Origin of the sequence: Candidatus Manganitrophus noduliformans, from assembly GCF_012184425.1 — a bacterium.
GTDB classification, from domain to species: Bacteria; Nitrospirota; Nitrospiria; order SBBL01; family Manganitrophaceae; genus Manganitrophus; species Manganitrophus noduliformans.
In genome coordinates, this window is sequence record NZ_VTOW01000002.1 from 296,036 (window position 1) to 315,317 (window position 19,282).

At 59.0% G+C, this 19,282-nt stretch carries 17 protein-coding genes; 13 read left to right on the forward strand and 4 right to left on the reverse strand.

Annotated elements, in window-relative coordinates:
* Window positions 1–30: 30 nt before the first annotated feature.
* Entirely contained in the window at window positions 31–1,170 is a 1,140-nt protein-coding gene (locus tag MNODULE_RS10720) for a c-type cytochrome (protein ID WP_320412471.1), read from the reverse strand.
* Window positions 1,171–1,950: 780 nt separating this feature from the next.
* Here MNODULE_RS10720 and MNODULE_RS10725 point away from each other — a divergent pair.
* Complete coding sequence (locus MNODULE_RS10725; protein ID WP_168059605.1) at window positions 1,951–2,157, forward strand: SPW repeat protein; 207 nt, start codon at window positions 1,951–1,953, stop codon at window positions 2,155–2,157.
* Between the two features lie 104 nt (window positions 2,158–2,261).
* Here the strand turns inward: MNODULE_RS10725 and MNODULE_RS10730 are convergent, their stop codons facing one another.
* Window positions 2,262–2,576 (reverse strand): GroES family chaperonin, encoded by a 315-nt coding sequence (locus MNODULE_RS10730; protein WP_168059607.1) that lies wholly within the window; start codon window positions 2,574–2,576, stop codon window positions 2,262–2,264.
* A 298-nt stretch (window positions 2,577–2,874) separates the two neighbouring features.
* On the opposite strand from MNODULE_RS10730, the gene MNODULE_RS10735 reads away from it, so the two are divergent.
* The 4 genes from MNODULE_RS10735 to MNODULE_RS10750 all read left to right on the forward strand — a co-directional run bounded on the left by MNODULE_RS10735 (window position 2,875) and on the right by MNODULE_RS10750 (window position 6,077).
* On the forward strand, window positions 2,875–3,633 hold the full coding sequence (locus MNODULE_RS10735) for a class I SAM-dependent methyltransferase (protein ID WP_168059609.1): 759 nt from the start codon (window positions 2,875–2,877) through the stop codon (window positions 3,631–3,633).
* 145 nt (window positions 3,634–3,778) lie between these two features.
* Complete coding sequence (tenA, locus tag MNODULE_RS10740) at window positions 3,779–4,444, forward strand: thiaminase II (protein ID WP_168059617.1); 666 nt, start codon at window positions 3,779–3,781, stop codon at window positions 4,442–4,444.
* A complete protein-coding gene (gene thiD / locus MNODULE_RS10745) occupies window positions 4,432–5,283 on the forward strand; it encodes a bifunctional hydroxymethylpyrimidine kinase/phosphomethylpyrimidine kinase (protein ID WP_181071030.1) in 852 nt (283 codons plus the stop codon). The genes tenA and thiD overlap by 13 nt, the downstream gene beginning before the upstream one ends.
* Window positions 5,280–6,077 (forward strand): HAD-IIA family hydrolase, encoded by a 798-nt coding sequence (locus MNODULE_RS10750; RefSeq protein WP_168059619.1) that lies wholly within the window; start codon window positions 5,280–5,282, stop codon window positions 6,075–6,077. The genes thiD and MNODULE_RS10750 overlap by 4 nt, the downstream gene beginning before the upstream one ends.
* Here the strand turns inward: MNODULE_RS10750 and MNODULE_RS10755 are convergent.
* Window positions 6,037–6,528, reverse strand: coding sequence for a GNAT family N-acetyltransferase (locus MNODULE_RS10755; RefSeq protein WP_168059621.1), 492 nt, complete (start codon window positions 6,526–6,528; stop codon window positions 6,037–6,039). The two genes, MNODULE_RS10750 and MNODULE_RS10755, sit on opposite strands and share 41 nt — an antisense overlap.
* Window positions 6,529–6,683: 155 nt before the next feature.
* Between MNODULE_RS10755 and MNODULE_RS10760 the strand changes: the two genes are divergently transcribed.
* Complete coding sequence (locus tag MNODULE_RS10760; protein WP_168059623.1) at window positions 6,684–8,897, forward strand: GAF domain-containing sensor histidine kinase; 2,214 nt, start codon at window positions 6,684–6,686, stop codon at window positions 8,895–8,897.
* A gap of 13 nt (window positions 8,898–8,910) precedes the next feature.
* Here MNODULE_RS10760 and MNODULE_RS10765 read toward each other — a convergent pair whose 3' ends face one another.
* Window positions 8,911–10,605, reverse strand: a complete 1,695-nt coding sequence (locus tag MNODULE_RS10765; protein WP_168059625.1) for a sensor histidine kinase — start codon at window positions 10,603–10,605, stop codon at window positions 8,911–8,913.
* A gap of 351 nt (window positions 10,606–10,956) precedes the next feature.
* On the opposite strand from MNODULE_RS10765, the gene MNODULE_RS25065 reads away from it, so the two are divergent.
* The 7 genes from MNODULE_RS25065 to nuoH are packed head-to-tail and all read left to right on the forward strand — an operon-like array spanning window position 10,957 to window position 19,266.
* Window positions 10,957–11,349: an NADH-quinone oxidoreductase subunit A gene (locus MNODULE_RS25065; RefSeq protein ID WP_168059627.1), complete on the forward strand. Its 393-nt coding sequence runs from the start codon at window positions 10,957–10,959 to the stop codon at window positions 11,347–11,349.
* Window positions 11,350–11,358: 9 nt separating this feature from the next.
* Window positions 11,359–12,039: an NADH-quinone oxidoreductase subunit B gene (locus MNODULE_RS10775; RefSeq protein WP_168059629.1), complete on the forward strand. Its 681-nt coding sequence runs from the start codon at window positions 11,359–11,361 to the stop codon at window positions 12,037–12,039.
* On the forward strand, window positions 12,026–13,774 hold the full coding sequence (gene nuoC, locus MNODULE_RS10780) for an NADH-quinone oxidoreductase subunit C/D (RefSeq protein WP_168059631.1): 1,749 nt from the start codon (window positions 12,026–12,028) through the stop codon (window positions 13,772–13,774). Before MNODULE_RS10775 ends, nuoC begins: the two co-directional genes overlap by 14 nt.
* Before the next feature lie 40 nt (window positions 13,775–13,814).
* Window positions 13,815–14,279, forward strand: coding sequence for an NADH-quinone oxidoreductase subunit NuoE (nuoE, locus tag MNODULE_RS10785; protein WP_168059633.1), 465 nt, complete (start codon window positions 13,815–13,817; stop codon window positions 14,277–14,279).
* Window positions 14,280–14,289: 10 nt separating this feature from the next.
* Window positions 14,290–15,564 (forward strand): NADH-quinone oxidoreductase subunit NuoF, encoded by a 1,275-nt coding sequence (gene nuoF / locus MNODULE_RS10790; RefSeq protein WP_181071052.1) that lies wholly within the window; start codon window positions 14,290–14,292, stop codon window positions 15,562–15,564.
* Between the two features lie 13 nt (window positions 15,565–15,577).
* Entirely contained in the window at window positions 15,578–18,322 is a 2,745-nt protein-coding gene (gene nuoG / locus MNODULE_RS10795) for an NADH-quinone oxidoreductase subunit NuoG (protein WP_168059635.1), read from the forward strand.
* Complete coding sequence (gene nuoH, locus MNODULE_RS10800; protein WP_168059637.1) at window positions 18,319–19,266, forward strand: NADH-quinone oxidoreductase subunit NuoH; 948 nt, start codon at window positions 18,319–18,321, stop codon at window positions 19,264–19,266. The genes nuoG and nuoH overlap by 4 nt, the downstream gene beginning before the upstream one ends.
* Window positions 19,267–19,282 lie beyond the last annotated feature (16 nt).

Consider the following 19,282-nt stretch of genomic DNA (forward strand, 5'->3'; position numbering starts at 1 on the left):
TTAATGAAAAATCAATTTTTCTCTGGAACTTTAGGAGCGCGGCGCCGCCGCCTGCTCTTTCCCCTTTTCTTGCCGCCTCTCCTGACTATTAAAACTATCCATGGTATGACAAGCAAGACAATTTTTATCTTTAATTAACTTTTCTCCCTTTTTAATCAACGCCGGATCGGAGGGAGTTTCTCCGGAAACCTTGGCCGCCTGGGAAGCGCCCCCGCCGAGACTGTAAATGTAGGCGATCAGGGAGCGTATCTCCGAGTCGGGAATGCCGAAGTTCGGCATCGCCACATCGGGCCGTATCGCCTGGGGATTCTTCAACCAGAAGTAAACCCACTCCGGCTTGATACGTTCTGCCGTGCTCGAAAGATCCGGACCGACGATGCCGCCGATTTCCGCCCCCTTGTGACAGGCGTCGCAGGCATATTTATCGATAAAAAACCTTCTTCCTTTTTCAATTTCCGCCGGGTCGGACAGGTTCAGCCCCGCCAAAGGAGCCGCGGACACTCCACCATCTTTTTGAGTCATCAAAAATGCGGTAAGCGCCGAAACCTCCTCATCGCTCAATTGGAAATCAGGCATCTTCGATTTGGTGAGCGGGATAAAACCGACCGGGCGAATTTTCTCCGGATCTTTCAGAAATTTCGAGAGCCACTCCGGATTCAGCTTGCTCCCCTCATGGCCCAGGTTGGGAGCGATCGGACGAATCTGGCCCTGTTTCATATGGCAGATCTGGCAATCGGAGCGGTCCCCCCGCCGCACATCCGAGAGCCGCACCCCCTTTTCAGGCTCGGGGGCATCTTCCGAAAATGTGCGGATGTATGCGACAAGGTCGCTGATCTGCTCGCCGGAAAGGGTCTTTCCCCAGGGGGGCATCGCAACGGAAAGTTCGACATATCCCCCGCCCAAATCGATGACCTCATAGATCTCTTCATCGGTCAAGCCCTGCACATCACCACTGGTCAGATCGGCGGGCGTCGGATCGAGACTCTCGGCATTCACCCCATTTCCTTTTGCGGTGACGCCATGACAGACCGCGCAGTAATGATTAAAAATACGTTTGCCTTCCGAAGGATTCGGTTTTGACGGAGTTGAAGCGGAAGGAGACTCCTTCTTGGGAGAAGCCCCCTGCACGGAGAGAGCGGCCGTGAAAAAAAGAAAAAAAAGGAGACTCACTAAAATAAAATACCTTTTATTAAACAATCTATCGCCCCTACATTATTGAAAGAAACGACCAAGCCATCCCCCTAATAGAGACGAACTGCGGGTGAGGGATGGAATCAGGGAGAAAAACCCTGTTGATATTCGGCATGGGAAGGAAACGAATGATGTATCCAATTGCCAGAAAACCAGAACAACGGCGCTCCATCAATATTAAAGAGGTTTAAAGATGGAGAGACCCTACTGGCCCTTTATCGAATTCAAAATTAAGATTGTAAGATGAGAAAAAAACCCACCCCGAAGCAGTGCCGCCGGAGGAAACAACACCCCGACTCGCGATCCGCTTTAATGCACAAGGCCGTGATTTCTTTTAAAGATTCGCTCTTATAGCATACATCGCTAGGCTTGTCAATACTTTTTTGGCTCACTTGCGGGCGAAAAAGTCAATTCATTCAAGCGCTAACCGCCACTCTGAGGAAATGATTATTTGTCGGTCGGGCCGCGACATGAAACGGTTTAAGTGGAGCACCTCCATTTCACTTTGAATGATTTCTTCCGACAGGATCGACGGTTTATTCGGAATGAGCAACTCTTTTACCTCGATTGATCAGATCCCGTGCAGGTTCTAGCCAGAAAGAACCGTCGCTCGCGCGCCGAGCAGGACCGTCGGCCCGACAATCGTCATCATCAGAGGCTTCAAGTCACGGCATCCCTTTTGCTTTTTTATTTGAAATGTTTCTATGAAAATGATGACGACCTTGCTTGTACAAGGTCTACGGCAGAGGGAGGTGAACGATGAGTTATGTTCCGTGGATCAACTTCATATTAGGGCTTTGGCTGATCATTTCTCCATTCTTGCTCGGGTACAGCGACGTGCGGGCCGCGATGTGGAATCAAATTATTGTCGGTGTCTTAGTGCTCATCTTTTCGAGCACGCTGGGCGCTTCAATCACCGGCCAGAGAACTCACTATCGCTCCGGAGAGCAGCGGGGGAGGGCATAGCGCTGGAATGACAAGAAAAATCCGCCCGGGGAGATTCAAAAATGAATGGCCGGGAAATCCCGGCCATTCATTCGCACAGTCAAAGACGAATTCCTTAACGTAATTTAGACGAGATAGCCGAGGACATCCTCCTCTCGGACCAGAAGGACTTCTTCTTGATCGACCTGGACCTTCTTCGCCGCGTATTTCTCATACATGATATGATCGCCCGGCTTCAGCGTGGTTTTGACAAACTTCTTCTCTTTAATCTTTCCCTTCGCATCCTTTTCCTCGACAAATCGACCTTCCCCGGCGGCGACGACCTTTCCACTCTCAGGCCGCTCTTTCGCCGCGTCGGGGACAAAAATCCCTCCGGCGGTTTTCTCTTCCGGCTCATCCGGCTGAACCACAACCCAGTCTTGCAAAGGCTTTACTCTCATCTTCGTCTCCTCCATTTTCAAGCATTATATAGATAATCGATCTCATCCAAAATATCAAGTTCCTGAATATCAAGTTCCTGCGACCGACGGTTCTATCAATTTGACAACGAGGAACGATCGGCAGGAAACCGGTCGGCGCAGGGGACATCGGGCTTCAACATGTTGAACCCCTACAGAGATCCGATTGCCGCCCCCGCGCCGCCCGGACACCGCCGCGATAAATCCCCTAAAGGGATTGTCCGCATCGCATCGGAATTTCCCGTTTTCCAAACGGGAGAGATATGCTATATTTAAATCGATGGATGTAAAAGATTGGGACCGGATCGCAAACCGATACGAGCAGGAAATCATCTCCCCTTTTCAAGAAGGGGTCATCAACCCTCTCTTCGACGAGATCCTCGCCCTTCCAAATAAACAAGAACAAACGGCCGCCGATCTCGGCTGCGGCACCGGCCCCCTCCTTCCATTTCTGTCGGACCACTTCAAGCAGGTTACCGCGATCGACTTCTCGCCGCGGATGATCAAGACCGCCAAGCGGCGCGTCGACGCCAAGAACATCTCTTTCTGCCGCTCCTCTCTGACGGATCTCTCCCGGTTTTACGGTCAGTTCGACGTCGCCGTCGCGGTCAACTCAATCCTCTTTCCCTCCTCGCGAAGCATCGATGCAATCCTGACGGAGATCCATCGAACCTTGACGCCGGAAGGAACCCTGATGGCGATCTTTCCGTCGATGGAGGTGATCCTTTATCAAGGGGCCTTGATTTTCGACCGCGAGATCGAAAAAATCGGAGACGAAGAAAAAGCGCTCTGGGCCACCAAACGGATTCTGGAGCGCCAGAAGTTCGATTTCATCAGCGGGATCTACGACGATGACGGTCAGCGACAGAAGTTCTTCTATGAGTTCGAGATCAAGCACCGCCTGAAAAAGGCCGGCTTCAAAAACGTCCGGATCAAGAAAGTCCTCTATCCCTGGGGCGGCCAGATCGGAAGCTTCGAGCTCTTCGACGGCCAGCCCCGCCTCTGGGATTGGTTCATCACCGCCAAACCGCAAAAATAGAAACGAAGCGATCAGCGTCCGGCAAAACCTTTTAAAGGCTTTAAGCCGATTGCGGAGGGCTGAACGCCGTCTTTATCTCTTAGTTGCAATCCAAGATCGCTTCTTTTAAAATGGCCTTCATTATGGGTTTTTGAAGGAGGCGGTTATGTTTACCGAACATCTCAAAAAGCTCGCCCAGCCGATTTGGGACGCGCAATTGAAGCATCCGTTCGTGGAGGCCCTCGGCGACGGATCGCTCCCGGAGAAAAAATTTCGGTTCTACATCATCCAGGATTCCCTCTTCCTCTTCGAGCTGGCGAAGATCTTCTCCGCCGCGGCTCAGAAGAGCGCCGACATAGACACAATGCAGAAATTCACCCAGCTGGCCGCCGACACGATCCAGGTGGAGCGGGGGCTCCACAAAGAATACGGCCGGCAATGGAAGATGACCGAGGCGGAGATGGCCGCCCTCCCGATGGCCCCGACGAACTACGCCTATACCCGCCACCTGCTTCAGGTCGCCGCCACCGGCAGTTTGGCCGAGACGACGGTCGTCGCCCTCCCCTGCGCCTGGATCTACGTGGAGGTCGGCCGCCGTCTGACGGAAAAGGGAGCGCCCCCCGAAACCCACCCTTATAAAAATTGGCTCGCCCTTTACGCCTCGCCCGAATTTGCCGAGGTTGCCCGTTGGATGTGCGAGAAGGTCGATTTATGGGCGAAAGGGGCCGGCGCCGACGAAAAACTCCGGATGGAAAGCCACTTCATCCTCAGCTCCCGCTACGAGTGGATGTTCTGGGAGATGGCCTGGAGGGAAGAGCGATGGCCGGTATAGAGACCGCCGCGCCGCCGGACGGGACGCGGTCGCGCCCGCCGATCGCGCAGGTCTTGACGATCGCCGGCTCCGATTCCGGCGGCGGCGCCGGCATTCAGGCCGACATCAAGGCGATCCAGGCCAACGGGGTTTTCGCCTTGTCGGTATTGACATCGATCACCGCTCAAAACACCAAAACGGTCGTCACCGCGTTCGACCTTCCCCTTCGTGTGATTGAAGCGCAGATCCGGGCGGTCTTCGACGATTTCACGATCTCCGCCGTCAAAACCGGCATGCTCTCTTCCAAGGGAATCGTCAAACGGGTCGCCCAGCTCGTCAAAGAAATGCAGGTTCAAAATCTGATCGTCGATCCGGTGATGGTCTCCAAAAGCGGCTATCCTCTCCTCAAACCGGAGGCGATTGCAATGATGAAGAGCGAGCTGTTCCCTCTGGCGGCGCTGGTCACGCCGAACATCCACGAAGCGGAGCTCCTCACCGGGAACAAAATCCGCACCGCGGCCGAGGCGGAAGAGGCGGCGCGAAAGATCCACCTGCTCGGCTGCCGCGCCGTCTTGGTGAAGGGAGGGCACCTGTTGGAAGAGCGGGGGTGCGATCTCCTTTTTGACGGCAACGAAATCACCTGTTTCCGGTCCGACTTCATCGAATCGCAGAACACGCACGGCACCGGCTGCACCTACTCCGCCGCCATCGCCGCTCAGATCGCCTCCGGAAAAACGTTGAAGCAAGCGGTCCAAGAAGCCAAGACTTATGTGACCGAGGCGATCCGTCACGGCCTCTCCATCGGCCACGGACACGGCCCGACCGACCACTTCTACTTTCTCCCCTCGCGAAAGAGATGAACCGCCTTCTCGACCGGTTCGACCATTTTCTGATCGATCTCGACGGCGTCGTCTACCTCGGCGATCAGCCGACCCCCTGCGCCGCGGAGACGTTCACCGCTTTAAACGACGCGGGAAAGCGCCGTCTCTTCATCACCAACGATCCCCGCCGCACGGCCGACGGATATGCGACGAAGCTGGCCCGCCTCGGCATCCCCGCCGACCCGGCGGAGTTCCTCACCTCCGGACGCGCCGCCGCCCTCTACGTTCAGAGGGAAGGAAAAACCGGCCGGCCGATTTTCGTCGTCGGAAGCGATGGGCTCCGCTCCGAGATCGAGGCGGTCGGGGGATCTGTTTTGAGAGGAAGCGATGGGATGACGGCGGAGATCGTCGTCGTCGGGGGACATGAGCACTTTTCATATCAGGAGCTGAAGATCGCGACCCTTGCGATCCAGCGGGGGGCGGCCTTTATTGCGACGAACCGGGACGCCAACTTCCCGATGCCCGACGGTCTCTGGCCCGGGACCGGTCCGATCGTCGCCGCCATCGAGGTGGCCACCGGGATCACACCGGTTGTGGTCGGGAAGCCTGAAAAGTTGATCTTCGAGATCGCGCTCGATCTCTTCCCCCCCGGCGGCCGCTGCGCCATCGTCGGCGACCGGCTCGACTCCGACATCCTCGGCGGGCAGCGGGCGGGGCTCGCCACGATCTTGGTCCTCTCCGGCTGCACAACGGCGGCAATGGTCGAACGGGGCCCGATCCAACCCGACTACGTCATCGAAAACTTCTCCCGCTTGACCACGCCTCTTTCTTGATTCGAAAGAGATCGAGATCGACCAGCGGACCCTTCGAAGAAAGCCGTCCTTGAATCCGCGCCTCCCGCTTCATCCCCACCTTCTCGAGAACGCGGATCGATCCGATGTTGTTCGGAAGCGATTTGGCTTCCACGATCGCCAGGCCCATCCCCTCGAAGCCGAAATCGACGACGGCCCGGCAGGCCTCGGTCATGTAGCCGCGGCCGGTATGGATGTTCATCAGGATAAATCCGACCTCCGCCAAACGCGTCTCACGGTCCCATCCGATATAGCCGATCGTCCCGATCGGCTCTTCGCTCTCTTTTAAATAAATCTTCCAGTTGCTGGGAAGACCGGGCAATGCTTGCGCGGCGGCGTCGCGGCCGTCCGAAACGAAAACCGGTTGAACCGCATCGTCCGGGCCGGCGAGAGAGAGACGTTCCGTTTTCAGAACAGGGGGGGTCCAGGGCATCGGGTCCTCACGAATAGAATAAAAAGGGAGCATGCCGGCGCCATTGTTCCATACTTCTTTCCGTCTATCAAGAGGGAACGGCCCTTCCGTAGGGCGTTGCCCCCCCATTGTAGTCCCTTTGTCGCTATGTTAATAATGATTTATATGGATAGGTGATGCGAGAGAACGAAGAGAAAAAACAGAACCGCGATGAACCCAAAGGAGCGCTACGACGGCTAGCCGAGATCCAATCGATCGCCGAGACGACCCTTTCCAACCTCAGCCTCGACCATTTCCTCAATAATTTAGTCGGTCGGGTCCAGCAAATTTTTATGGCCGATACGGTCGCGATCCTCTTGCTCGATGAAGAGAGCCGGACGCTCGCGGTCCGGGCCGCCTATGGATTGGAAGAAGAGGTGGATCGGGTCCGAATTCCGGTCGGACAGGGGGTGGCCGGACGGATCTTTTCGGAACGGAGATCACTCATCATCGACGACCTCTCGAAGGTCGAGGTCGCAAGCCCCATCCTCCGGGAAAAGGGGGTTCGCTCCCTCCTGGGAGCGCCACTTCGGGTCCAGGACCATCTCATGGGGGTGATTCACGTCGGATGTTTCCGCCCACGGCGATTCGGCGAGGAAGAGCGGCGTCTGCTCGAGCTGATCGCCGAGCAGGTCGGGCTCGCCACGGAACATGCGCGGCTTTACGAGGCCGAGTGGCACTCCCGCGCCAGCGCGCAGGCCGCCGAGCGGCGCTACCGGGCGCTGGTCGACGGCCTCGATCATAGCATCGTCTGGGAGGCGGACGCGGCGGCAAACCGTTTTTTCTTTGTCAGCTCCCGCGCGGAGATGATTCTCGGATACCCCGTGGAACAATGGTTGACCGAGCCCCGGTTTTGGGAAGCCCGTCTTCATCCGGCCGATCGGGAAAATGTCCTGAAGGAATTCCAGAAACTGGTTTCCGAGGGAAAAGACCGGCGGTTCGACCATCGCATGATCGCCGCCGACGGCCGCGCCGTCTGGTTTCACACCGGAATGAGCCTCAGCGGCGTGACGGATACGGGAACGTTCATCCACGGCATCTCGATGGACATCACGCCGCTCAAGCAGGTGGAGGAGGAGACCCGAGCGCGGGAGGCCCAACAGGGGGCGGTCGCGGCGTTAGGACAGCGCGCCCTGGAAGGGACCGATGTCGCGACGCTGATGAATCAAGCGGTCGCCCTGGTCGCTCGATGCCTGGAAGTCGAATACACTAAAATTTTAGAGCTCCTTCCCGACGGGAAACGCCTTCTTCTGCGTGCCGGCGTCGGATGGAAGGAGGATTCGGTCGGTCGCGCGACGGTGGACACCCGGCCCGACTCTCAAGCCGGTTATACCCTCCTCTCCAAAACGCCGGTGATCACCGAGGATCTCCGGAAGGAGAAACGATTTACCGGCGCGGCGCTTTTGGACGCGCATCAAGTCGTCAGCGGGATGACGGTGCTGATTCAGGGACGCGATCGGCCGTTCGGCGTGTTGGGAGCGCACACGATAAAACGGCGCGCTTTTAAAGAAGAGGATATTCACTTTCTCCAAGGGGTCGCCAACGTATTGACAAACGCGATCGAGCGCAAACAGATCGAAGAGACGCTCCGTCAGAAAACGACGGAGGCGGAGGAGGCCAATCGTCTGAAATCGAGGCTCGTCTCCATCGTCTCCCATGAGTTGAGAACGCCGCTCAACGCAATCATCGGCTACAGTTCGCTGTTGAAAGATCCCCGTTTCCAGAAGGACCCCGCAAAGCTGAAGGAGATGCAGGAGCGGATCTATGAAAATTCGAGGACCCTTCTCGAGCTCATCAACCGGATTCTGGATGTCAGCAAGATCGAAGCGGGACAGCGGGAGCTCTCGCTTGAACTGGAGCCGGTCTCCGTTTCCGATGCCGCTCGTCGGGCTGTGAGCAACCTCAACCCGATGGGGGATCAAAAGGGATTGAGTATGGAATTCATCGATGACGCTTCGGCGCCGACGATTCAATCCGATCCCGCGAAGCTCAAGCAGATCCTCACCAACTTGATCTCCAACGCAATCAAGTACACCGAGCAAGGCTCGGTGGCCGTGCGCATTCGCCATCAGCCCGAAGAAAAGAAGGTCTGCGTGGAGGTCAGCGACACCGGGAGGGGGATCGCCGAGGAGGACCTCCCTCACCTCTTCGAGCCCTATTATCACGTCGTGGCGACAGAGTCCGCCCCCCATAAAGGGACCGGGCTCGGCTTATCGATCGTCAAGAGATTGGTCGAAGCGCTGGGGGGAACGGTCGATGTCGCCAGCCAGGTCGGAAGCGGCTCCATCTTCACCGTCCGATTGCCCTATCAGATCCCGAAGAAAGAGGACTCCTCCTCGCAAAAAGAATGAATCCTATCACACATCACCCCTTGAACCGGTAGGGCAAATAGAGGGTGAAGGTCGATCCTTTTCCCCGCTCGCTGGTCGCCTGAATCTCCCCCTTCAGCAGATCCACCAGCTCCTTTACAATCGCCAGCCCCAAACCGGTCCCCCCGAATTCCCGCGTCAACGTTCCATCGACCTGATGGAACGCCTCGAAGATTTTCGGGAGCTCCTCCGCCGGGATGCCGATGCCGGTATCATGCACCGCAATCTCCACCCCTCCCCGTTCAGGACGATCCTTCAACATGATTCGAATCTCCCCCTCTTCGGTAAATTTGATCGCATTTGAGAGAAGATTCGAGAAAACCTGTTTGATCCGGTTGGGATCGGACTCGATCGTCGGGATACGCCCTGAGAGATTCAGGCGGGTCGACAACGATTTCTTCTCGACCAGCGGTTTCAATCCCTCCAACACATCTTCCAGCAGAGGGACCATCTCCACCGGTTGCAGCTCCAGCGCCAGCTTCCCCGACTCGATCTTGGAAAAGTCCAACAGATTGTTGATTAAATTGAGCAGTTCATCGGAGTTTCTCAGCACCCTCTCCAGCGGCATTTTTTGATTCTCTTGAAGCGGACCGTACGTCTCCCCCAGAAGGAGATGCGCAAATCCGATAATGCTGTTGAGGGGGGTGCGCAGCTCGTGCGAAACGTTCGAGAGGAGCTGCGACTTCAACCGGCTCGCCTCCTGCGCTTCCATCGTTCTCTCCCTGAGCGCTTCTTCCGCTTGTCTCTCCTCTGAAATGATCGCGGCGAGCGACAATGCCATCACCGTCATCGTCCCCATAAACGCCTGCAGCAGGAGGAGCGATTCATTCGGATCGCCCGTAAAAAAGGGTCCGAACCCGCGGAGCGTTCCGACCGCGGCGACCCCCGACATGACAAAAGCGGCGGTCACCGTCCCGCGCCGGCCGAGCCGAAACGCCGCCCAGAGAAGAAGGGGGACGGTCAGGTATTCGAGCGGATAATGCTTCGTCCTGAAGGGAAACCATCCGCCGAAGACGATCTGGCCGACGACAAAGACGAGGGCGAGCACAAGAAGAAGCTCAAAAAAGCGCCTTCCCGTGACGCCGGTGAGACCCCTTTCGGCCCAGAGGAAAATCAACGGCGCCACGATCAGAATACTGACCATATCGCCGAGCCACCAGGTCAGCCAGACCGGCGCGTACTGATTCCAGGAGGCAAAGCCTCCCAAAGTCAGGCTGGTGACGCCGAAAGTCGCGCTGAGGGTCGTGCTGAAGAAAGCGGCGAGAAGAACATACTTGAAAACATCTTGCGGCCGGTCGAATGCATGGCGGCCGTTGGCGAACCGCTGAACCAGCCAGGCGCCGACCAGCGCCTCCAGCGTATTGCCGGCCGCGATGCCGAGCGACGTCGCAACCGACCCCGCCGTCGTCACGTTGGCCAGAAAGGCCCCGAGGAAGATCCCCGGCCAGACGCGGTATCCGAAGAACAGAACGGCGGCCAGCGCAATCCCCGCGGGGGGCCAAACCGCCGACGCATTCTCATGAAGAAAAGCCAACATCAAGCCGAGCTTGCCGGCGACGAAATAGACGCCGGCAAGCCCCAGGCTCATCGCTGCATTTGAAAAGGAGATCCTCATCTTATCGGTCGTTCCAGGCCGCTGATTCGGAAGTCCGAGCGGAGAAGCGGCCGATTGTATCGCGCGTTGCGCCATGTGAACACTTCATGCCCTCATTATAAAGCCGGAATGACGGTATGGATAGAGGCCGAAAGCGGCAAGGAAGCCGATCGCGGAGAGCGCCCTCCGACGGGGATCAGACCGTCGCCTTCGATCTCCAAGAATAATCATTTAAATTCCGGAAAGCAATAGCGCCGGCGGGAAACATTCCGGCCCGGGAATAAAGACGATCTCGCGCCAAGAAGAAACCCGGAAGAGACAACCAGGGCCGCGCGCGGCAGCCGCCCGTCATACGGAAGGAGATCATCATCCCGGCTGATTGTCTCCTCCCTCCCGATCCTCCTACAATGAGGGAATAAATCTGAGCCGTTAGGGATGATCTGAACAATGACTCTTTGGCCGTTGGGCGCTTATTTCCTCCTCGTTGTCTTCCTGGTCGCCGGGATGCTTCTCCTTTCCCATCTCTTGGGAGAGCGTCATCGCGACCTTGCCACCGACATTCCCTACGAATCGGGAATTATTCCGACCGGCACGGCGGAGGCTCGCTTCTCCGCCAAATTCTATCTGATCGCCATGTTCTTCGTGATCTTCGATCTGGAAGCGGTCTTCATCTTCGCCTGGGCGGTGGCGGCCCGCGAGCTCGGCTGGCTCGGCTACGGGGAAATCGCCCTCTTCATCGGCATCTTGCTTGCGGCGCTGGTCTACCTTGCGCGTCTCGGCGCCCTCGATTGGGGATCGCCCCGATGGTACTCAAGTCCCGATGGCACTCAAGATAGATAAGGAGCAACGATGGCCTGGTGGTCCCGCAAGCCCGATTCGAGAGAAAAGGAGCTCAGCCACAACCATACTTCCATAAATGACTCGGTCCGGGGCAATTTCGCGCTCGCCCGGCTGGAAGATCTGGTCGCGTGGGGTCGGAAGAACTCGATCTGGCCGTTTAACTTCGGCCTCTCCTGCTGCTACGTGGAGATGGCGACCAGCCTGACGAGCAAATACGACATCGCCCGGTTCGGCGCCGAGGTGATCCGCGGAACCCCCCGGGAAGCCGATGTCATCGTCATCTCGGGAACGGTCTTCTACAAGGCGTCGCCGATGATCAAGTTGCTCTACCAGCAGATGATGGCGCCCCGTTGGGTGATCGCGATGGGATCGTGCGCCTGCTCGGACGGGATGTTCGACGTCTACAGCGTCATCCAGGGGGTCGATAAATTTCTCCCGGTCGATGTCTACGTCACCGGCTGCCCCCCCCGTCCCGACAGCCTGATGGAAGGACTTCTTTTGCTTCAAGAAAAAGTCGGAAACGAGCGGCGGCCGCTCAGCTGGGTGATCGGCCCGCAGGGGGTGGAGCAGCCGGTCTTTCCCGCCCAGCGCGAATTAAAGGGTCCGAAGCGCCGGCGGATCGGCCGGCTCACCCCGCCCGATTACGCGTCGCACGATCTCTACCGGGAAGGCCACGATGCAAACCGTTGATCTCGCCCTCAACGAGGCGATTCAAGCGCAAGCCGGTCCGGCGCTCCTGGCAACGCAGCCGACGGTCGATCGGATACCGACCTTCTGGATCACCAAAGAGAAGATCCACGATCTGCTCCGGTACGTGAAGAACGAAATCGACCGGCCCTACAAGATGCTCTATGATCTGACCGGCATCGACGAGCGGGGCCGATCGCACCGCGAAGGACAGCCCGACAGCGACTTCACGGCGGTTTATCATCTCTACTCCTTCGGCCGGAATGCTTATCTTCGCTTCAAGGTCCCTTTGCCGGAGAAACGCCCCTCCGTCCCGACGATCACCGACCTCTGGCCGGCGGCCGATTGGTACGAGCGGGAGACGTGGGACCTCGTCGGCATCCGCTTCGACGGCCATCCGCATCTGGTCCGGCTGATCATGCCCCGCGATTGGGAAGGCCATCCCCTTCGAAAGGATCATCCCTCTCATGGAACCGAGCTCGGTCTGAACATGCCCGATCAAAAAATGATGGAGGAGCAGGAGCAGCTTCAATTCGACCCGGAAGAGTGGGGGATGAAGCGGAGCAGCGACGGGACCGATTTTCTCTTCTTGAATCTCGGCCCGCACCATCCCGGCACCCACGGCGTGTTGCGGGTGGTCTTGCAGCTCGACGGCGAGATCATCATCGACGCGGTCCCCGATATCGGCTTTCACCACCGGGCGCAGGAGAAGGTCGCCGAGCGGCAGACCTGGCACACCTACCTCCCCTACACCGACCGGGTCGATTACCTCTCCGGGGTGATCAACAACATGGCTTATCTTTCGTCGGTGGAGCAGCTCGCCGGAATCGAGATCCCCCTGCGGGCTCAGGTCATCCGGGTGATGATGTGCGAGCTCTACCGGATCGCGAACCATTTCGTCTGGCTCGGGACCTTTTCCCAGGATGTCGGCCAGCTCTCTCCGGTTTTTTACACCTTCAACGACCGCGAGCGCGCCTTCTACATCGCCGAGGCGATCACCGGCGCGCGGATGCACCCGAATTGGTTTCGGATGGGGGGAACGGCGCAAGATCTGCCGATCGGATGGGAAGATCTCTTCCGCGATTTCATCAACTACCTTCCGCCGCGGCTCGACGAATACGAGCGGGAGATCGTCAAAAACCGGATCTTCAAAGCGAGGACGAAGGGGATCGGCCGGACGACCGTCGACGAGGCGATCGAGTGGGGAATGACCGGGCCGAACCTGCGCGCCTGCGGATTGGGATGGGACTTTCGAAAAGCGCACCCCTATTCCGGTTATGACCAATTCGAATTCGATATCCCGATCGGGAAGAACGGCGACAGCTACGATCGCGCCACCGTCCGGATCGAAGAGATGCGCCAGAGCCTGCGGATCATCGACCAGTGCGTCCGGAACATGCCCGACGGCCCCTATAAGGCGATCCATCCGCTCGCCACCCCGCCGCCGAAACCGAAAACGATGCACGATATCGAGACGCTGATCGCCCATTTCCTCACCGTCAGCTGGGGGCCGGTGATCCCCCCCGGCGAGGCGCTCGGAGCGATCGAAGCGAGCAAGGGAAACAACGGCTATTACCTGATCAGCGACGGGAGCACGACGCCGTACCGGAACCGGATCCGGACCCCCTCTTTCCCCCACATGCAGATGCTTCCCCTTCTTTGCCGGGGTCTGACCGTCTCCGATCTGATCGCTATCTTCGGAAGCGTCGATTTTGTTTTGGCGGATGTGGACAAATAAATCAATTAGGAATCAAACATAAACAAGATGCGGAGAAAACATGTTGAGTCCGGAAGAACGAAGGGAGATTGAGGCGGAGCTTCCTCTCTACCCCAACAAGCAGGCCGTTTGCATCGATGCGATGCAGATCGTTCAGAAACACCGCGGGTGGGTCCCCGACGAGGCAATCCAGGATGTCGCATCCCTGCTCGACATGGCCCCCGATGAGCTCGACGGGATCGCCACCTTCTATAATCGAATCTTCCGCAGGCCGGTCGGCCGGCATGTGCTGCTTCTCTGCGACAGCGTCAGCTGCTGGGTGATGGGATATGAACGGGTTCGGGCGCATCTCATGGAGCGGCTCGGCGTCGGTCTCGGCCAGACCACCGCCGACAATCGATTCACCTTTTTGCCGAACGTCTGTCTCGGCGCCTGCGACCGGGCGCCGGTGATGATGGTGAATGAGGACCTTCATGCCGACTTAACAACGGAGAAAATCGACACCCTCCTGGAGGATTATAAATAAGATGCCCGTATTGGAAAAACCGCTCACGCAAAACATTCGCACAGACGGGACCGCGATCGACCTCGCCGCCTACGAACGGGCCGGCGGCTATCAGGGATTGAGAAAGGCGCTCCGGATGTCGCCGGAGGAGGTCCTCGAGACGGTCAAGCGCTCCGGCCTTCGGGGCCGCGGCGGCGCCGGCTTCCCGACCGGGGTGAAGTGGAGCCTGGTCCCGCGAGGCAAAGACGCTCCCCACCCGAAATATGTCGTCGCCAACGCCGATGAGATGGAGCCGGGGGCGTTCAAAGACCGGTTTCTTCTGGAAGGGGACCCGCATCAAATGATCGAAGGGATGATCATTGCCGCTTATGCGGTGGAGGCCGACGCCGCCTATATTTTTCTCCGCTGGGCGTACCGGGAGGCCGCCGTCCGTTTATCGAAAGCGATCGCCGACGCCTACAGGCATCGCTACCTCGGCAAGAACATCCTGGAGACGGGATACAACCTGGAGATGATCCTCCACGTCAGCGCCGGCCGGTATATCTGCGGCGAGGAGACGGCGCTCCTCAACGCCCTGGAGGGAAAGCGAGCCAACCCGCGGGCCAAGCCCCCTTATCCTCAGACGGTCGGGCTGTGGGGAAAGCCGACGGTCGTCAACAACGTCGAGACCTTCTGCAACGTCCCCCACATCCTGAAGAACGGTCCCGATTGGTTCCAAAGCTTGAGCCGCACCAAAGACGCCGGGACAAAGCTCTACGGCGCGAGCGGAAAGGTGAAACGGCCCGGTCTTTGGGAGCTGCCGATGGGGACGACCGCGCGGGAGATTCTGGAAGAGCATGCGGGGGGGATGCGCGACGGCCTGCGGTTTCGAGCGGCGATCCCGGGGGGGGCTTCCACCGAGTTCATCACCGAGCCGCACCTCGACATCCCGATGGATTTCGACGAAATCAAAAAGGCGGGAAGCCGCCTCGGCACGGCGACGCTGATCGTCCTGGACGACCGGACCTGCCCGGTCGGCATGTTGTGGAACATCGAGCAGTTCTTCGCCCAGGAGTCGTGCGGCTGGTGCACCCCCTGCTGGAGCGGCCTCTCCTGGGTGGAGCAGATCCTGGGGGCGATGGAGCGGGGGGAGGGGGAAGAGGGCGATCTGGAGATCTTGCGGCAGCAGACGAAGTTCATGGCCCCGGGGAACACCTTCTGCGCGCTCGCCCCCGGCGCGATGGAGCCGCTGGCAAGCGGGCTGACCTATTTTCAAGAAGATTTCGAGCGGCACATCAGAGAGAAACGCTGCCCGTGGAAAAGTTAAGGTAGAGGAGTCAATGGCGACGATTTACATCGACAACACGCCCTATCCGGTCAACCCCTCCCAGAACGTCCTTCAGAACGTGCTGGGACTTGGATTGAATCTGGAATACTTTTGCTGGCATCCCGCGATGGGCTCCATCGGCGCCTGCCGGCAGTGCGCGGTGAAAGCGTTCAAAGACGAGAACGATACAAACGGCAAAATCGTGATGGCTTGCATGACCCCGGCAAGTGACGGAACGCGGATCTCGATCCTTCATCCGGAGGCCAAAACATTCCGCGCCTCGGTGATCGAGGGGCTGATGTTGAACCATCCGCACGACTGTCCCGTCTGCGACGAGGGGGGGGAGTGCCATCTCCAGGACATGACGGTGATGACCGGCCATGTCGCCCGCCGCTACCGCTTCCGAAAGCGGACCTTCCGGAACCAGTACCTCGGCCCGCTGCTCGAACATGAGATGAACCGCTGCATTCAGTGCTACCGCTGCGTCCGCTTCTACCGGGACTATGCCGGCGGCCGCGATCTCTACCCTTTCCATCTGCGCAACACCGTCTACTTCGGCCGCAAGGAGGACGGCGTCTTGGAAAACGAGTTCTCCGGAAACCTTGATGAAGTCTGCCCGACCGGCGTCTTCAAAGACGCGACCTACGGACGCCATTACGTCCGCAAGTGGGACCTGGAGAGCGCCCCTTCGGTCTGCTTCCATTGCGGATTGGGGTGCAACATCTCCCCCGGCGAGCGCTACGGCACCTTGCGGCGGAACATCAACCGGTACAACCCGGAGGTCAACGGCTACTTCCTCTGCGACCGGGGGCGCTACGGTTATGAACATGCCAACAGCCCGCAGCGGATTCGGGAGCCGCTTTTGGTCCGGGAAGGAAAGACGATCCAGATTTCGAAGAGAGAGGCGGTTCAACACCTCGGCACATTGCTCCGGAACGGCCGGGTGATCGGGATCGGCTCCCCCCGCGCCTCGCTGGAGGCGAACTTCGCCCTCCGAACTGCCGTAGGACCGGACCGCTTTTTCGCCGGCATGGCCGACAAGCAATTTCGTCTCCTGAGAAACATCCTCGACATTCTCCGAACCGGCCCGGCCCACACCCCCTCGCTCGCCGAGATGGAGCGCGCCGATGCGATTTTTATTTTGGGAGAGGATGTCACGAATGTGACCCCGCGGATGGCGTTAAGCCTTCGCCAGGCGGTCCGCCAGCGGCAGATAACCGCCGCCGAAGCGCTGAAGATCCCCTCCTGGAATGCCACCGCCGTCCGGGACGCGACCAAAGGCCAACCGCAAAGCCCCCTCTTCATCGCCGCGCCGGCTGCGACCCGGCTCGATGAGGTTGCGACGGAGACTTATCGGGCCGCCCCCGAAGATCTGGCCCGGCTCGGCGCCGCGGTTGCGCACGCCGTCGACCCAAACGCCCCTGCGGTCCCCGACCTTCCGCCGTCGCTCGTCGCGCTGGCCGATCGGATCGCCCGATCGTTGATGGCGGCCGATCGACCGCTGGTGGTCACCGGGATGAGCCTGAATAGTGAAACAATCATCCGCGCCGCAGCAAACATCGCCTCAGCCCTCTACGCCGCCGGGAAGAAAGCGGGGCTTACCTTTGCCATCCCGGAAAGCAACACCATCGGTTTGGGATTGTTGGGAGGCCGCCTCCTCGACGAGGCATTCCAGGCAGTCCGCAACGGGGAAGTGGAAACGGTGTTGCTTCTGGAGAATGACTTAACCCGGCGCGCCGACGGCGCGACCGTCGATGCCTTTCTCGGCGCCGTCCCGCATCTGGTCACGCTTGACCTGCTCCATCATTCGACCTCGTCCCGGTCCGAGTTGGTGCTTCCGGTCGGCAGCTACGCGGAGTCAACCGGCACGTTGGTCAACAACGAGGGGCGGGCACAACGGTTCTTTAAAGTGTTTATCCCCAAAGGGGAGATTAAAGAAGGCTGGCGGTGGCTGCGCGACGGCCTCGCAGCGGCCGGAAGAGAAGAAGGGACCGCCTGGCAGAGCCTTGACGATCTGCTCGATACCCTGGCAAGGGAGATCCCCACGTTGGCCGGGGCCCGCGATGCCGCCCCGCCGGCCTCCTTCCGGATCGCCGATCAGAAGCTTCCGCGCGAGTCGTTCCGCTTCAGCGGTCGGACGGCGATCCACGCCAATGAAAATGTCCATGAGCCGAAGCCGCCCGAAGATCCCGACTCCCCCTTCGCCTTCTCGATGGAAGGATATTGGGGGCCGCGCCCCCCCTCGCTCACCCCCCTTCCCTGGACCCCCGGCTGGAACTCGAATCAGCAGGCGACCATCAAACTCCAGGGGGAGGCCGGCGAAGAGTTGCCCGATGCCCCCTTCGGCGTCCGTTTGATTGCGCCGCCGGAGAAAAAAGAGAAATCCTATTTTGGAAAAGTCCCCGCCCCCTTCGCGGCCCGGACCGACCAATGGCTCCTCGTCCCCCGGTTCCATCTTTTCGGCTCGGAGGAGCTGACCCGCTCTGCACCGACGCTCATGTCGTTGGCGCCGTCTACTTACATCGCGCTCCGTCCGGACGACGCAAAGCGTCTCCAGATCGAACAGGGGGAAGACGGAGAGGTCGAGCTCGAATGGGACGGACGGGTCTACCCCCTCCTGGTCCGGATCGATGAAACGTTGCCGAAGGGGTTGGCGGCGGTCCCGGCCGGAATTCCGCCGTTCGTCGGGGTTCCCCTTCCCGCCTGGGGCCGGCTTCGTCCCGCCGCCGGGGGGAGAATGTTGAGGATGGCCTCATGACCCTTTACACTTGGATCTTCATCTTAGCGCTTCTCTTCATCATGCTCAGCCTCGCCGGCGGGCTCACATGGATCGAGCGGCGTCTTCTGGCCGTCTGGCAGGACCGGTTGGGACCGAACCGGGTCGGACCCTTCGGAAGTTTTCAGCCGATCGCCGACGGGATCAAGCTCTTTACGAAGGAGGATTGGATTCCCCCCTTCGCCGACAAGCCGGTCTTCGTCCTCGCCCCGGCCATTATCATGGTCGCCGTTCTGATGGCGTTCGTCGTCGTCCCGTTCGCCCCCGGACTGGTCCTGGTCGATCTGAACATCGCGGCTCTCTTCTTTCTCGGGATGACCTCGCTGACCGTCTACAGCATCGTGCTGGGAGGATGGTCGTCGAACAACAAATATTCGCTCCTCGGCGGATTGCGCGCCGCGGCGCAGCTCCTCAGCTACGAAGTCTTCCTAGGTCTCTCGATCACCGGAACGGTGATCCTCGCCGGCTCATTCCGTCTGACCGACATCGTCGAGGCGCAACGGGGGCTCTGGTTCGTCATCCCTCAATTTTTAGGATTTATTCTTTTTCTGATCGCCGGGGTCGCCGAAACGCACCGCCTGCCGTTCGACCTGCCGGAGGCGGAGACCGAGCTCGGCGCCGGCTTTCACACCGAATATTCGGGAATGAAATTCGGGATGTTCTTCATCGGGGAGTATCTCGGGATGATTCTGATCTCGGCGATGATCACCGTTCTCTTCTTCGGCGGCTGGCACGGGCCGTTTCTGCCGCCGATCATTTGGTTTTTACTGAAAACATCTTTTTTCCTCGGCTTCTTCATCCTGCTCCGGGCCGCCCTCCCCCGGCCCCGGATCGATCAGTTGATGTCGTTCGGGTGGAAAATCCTGCTGCCCCTCTCGTTAATTAACTTATTGGTCACCGGCGCGGTGGTGGTGGCTAGAGGATGAAAATGCAGGGGCAGGC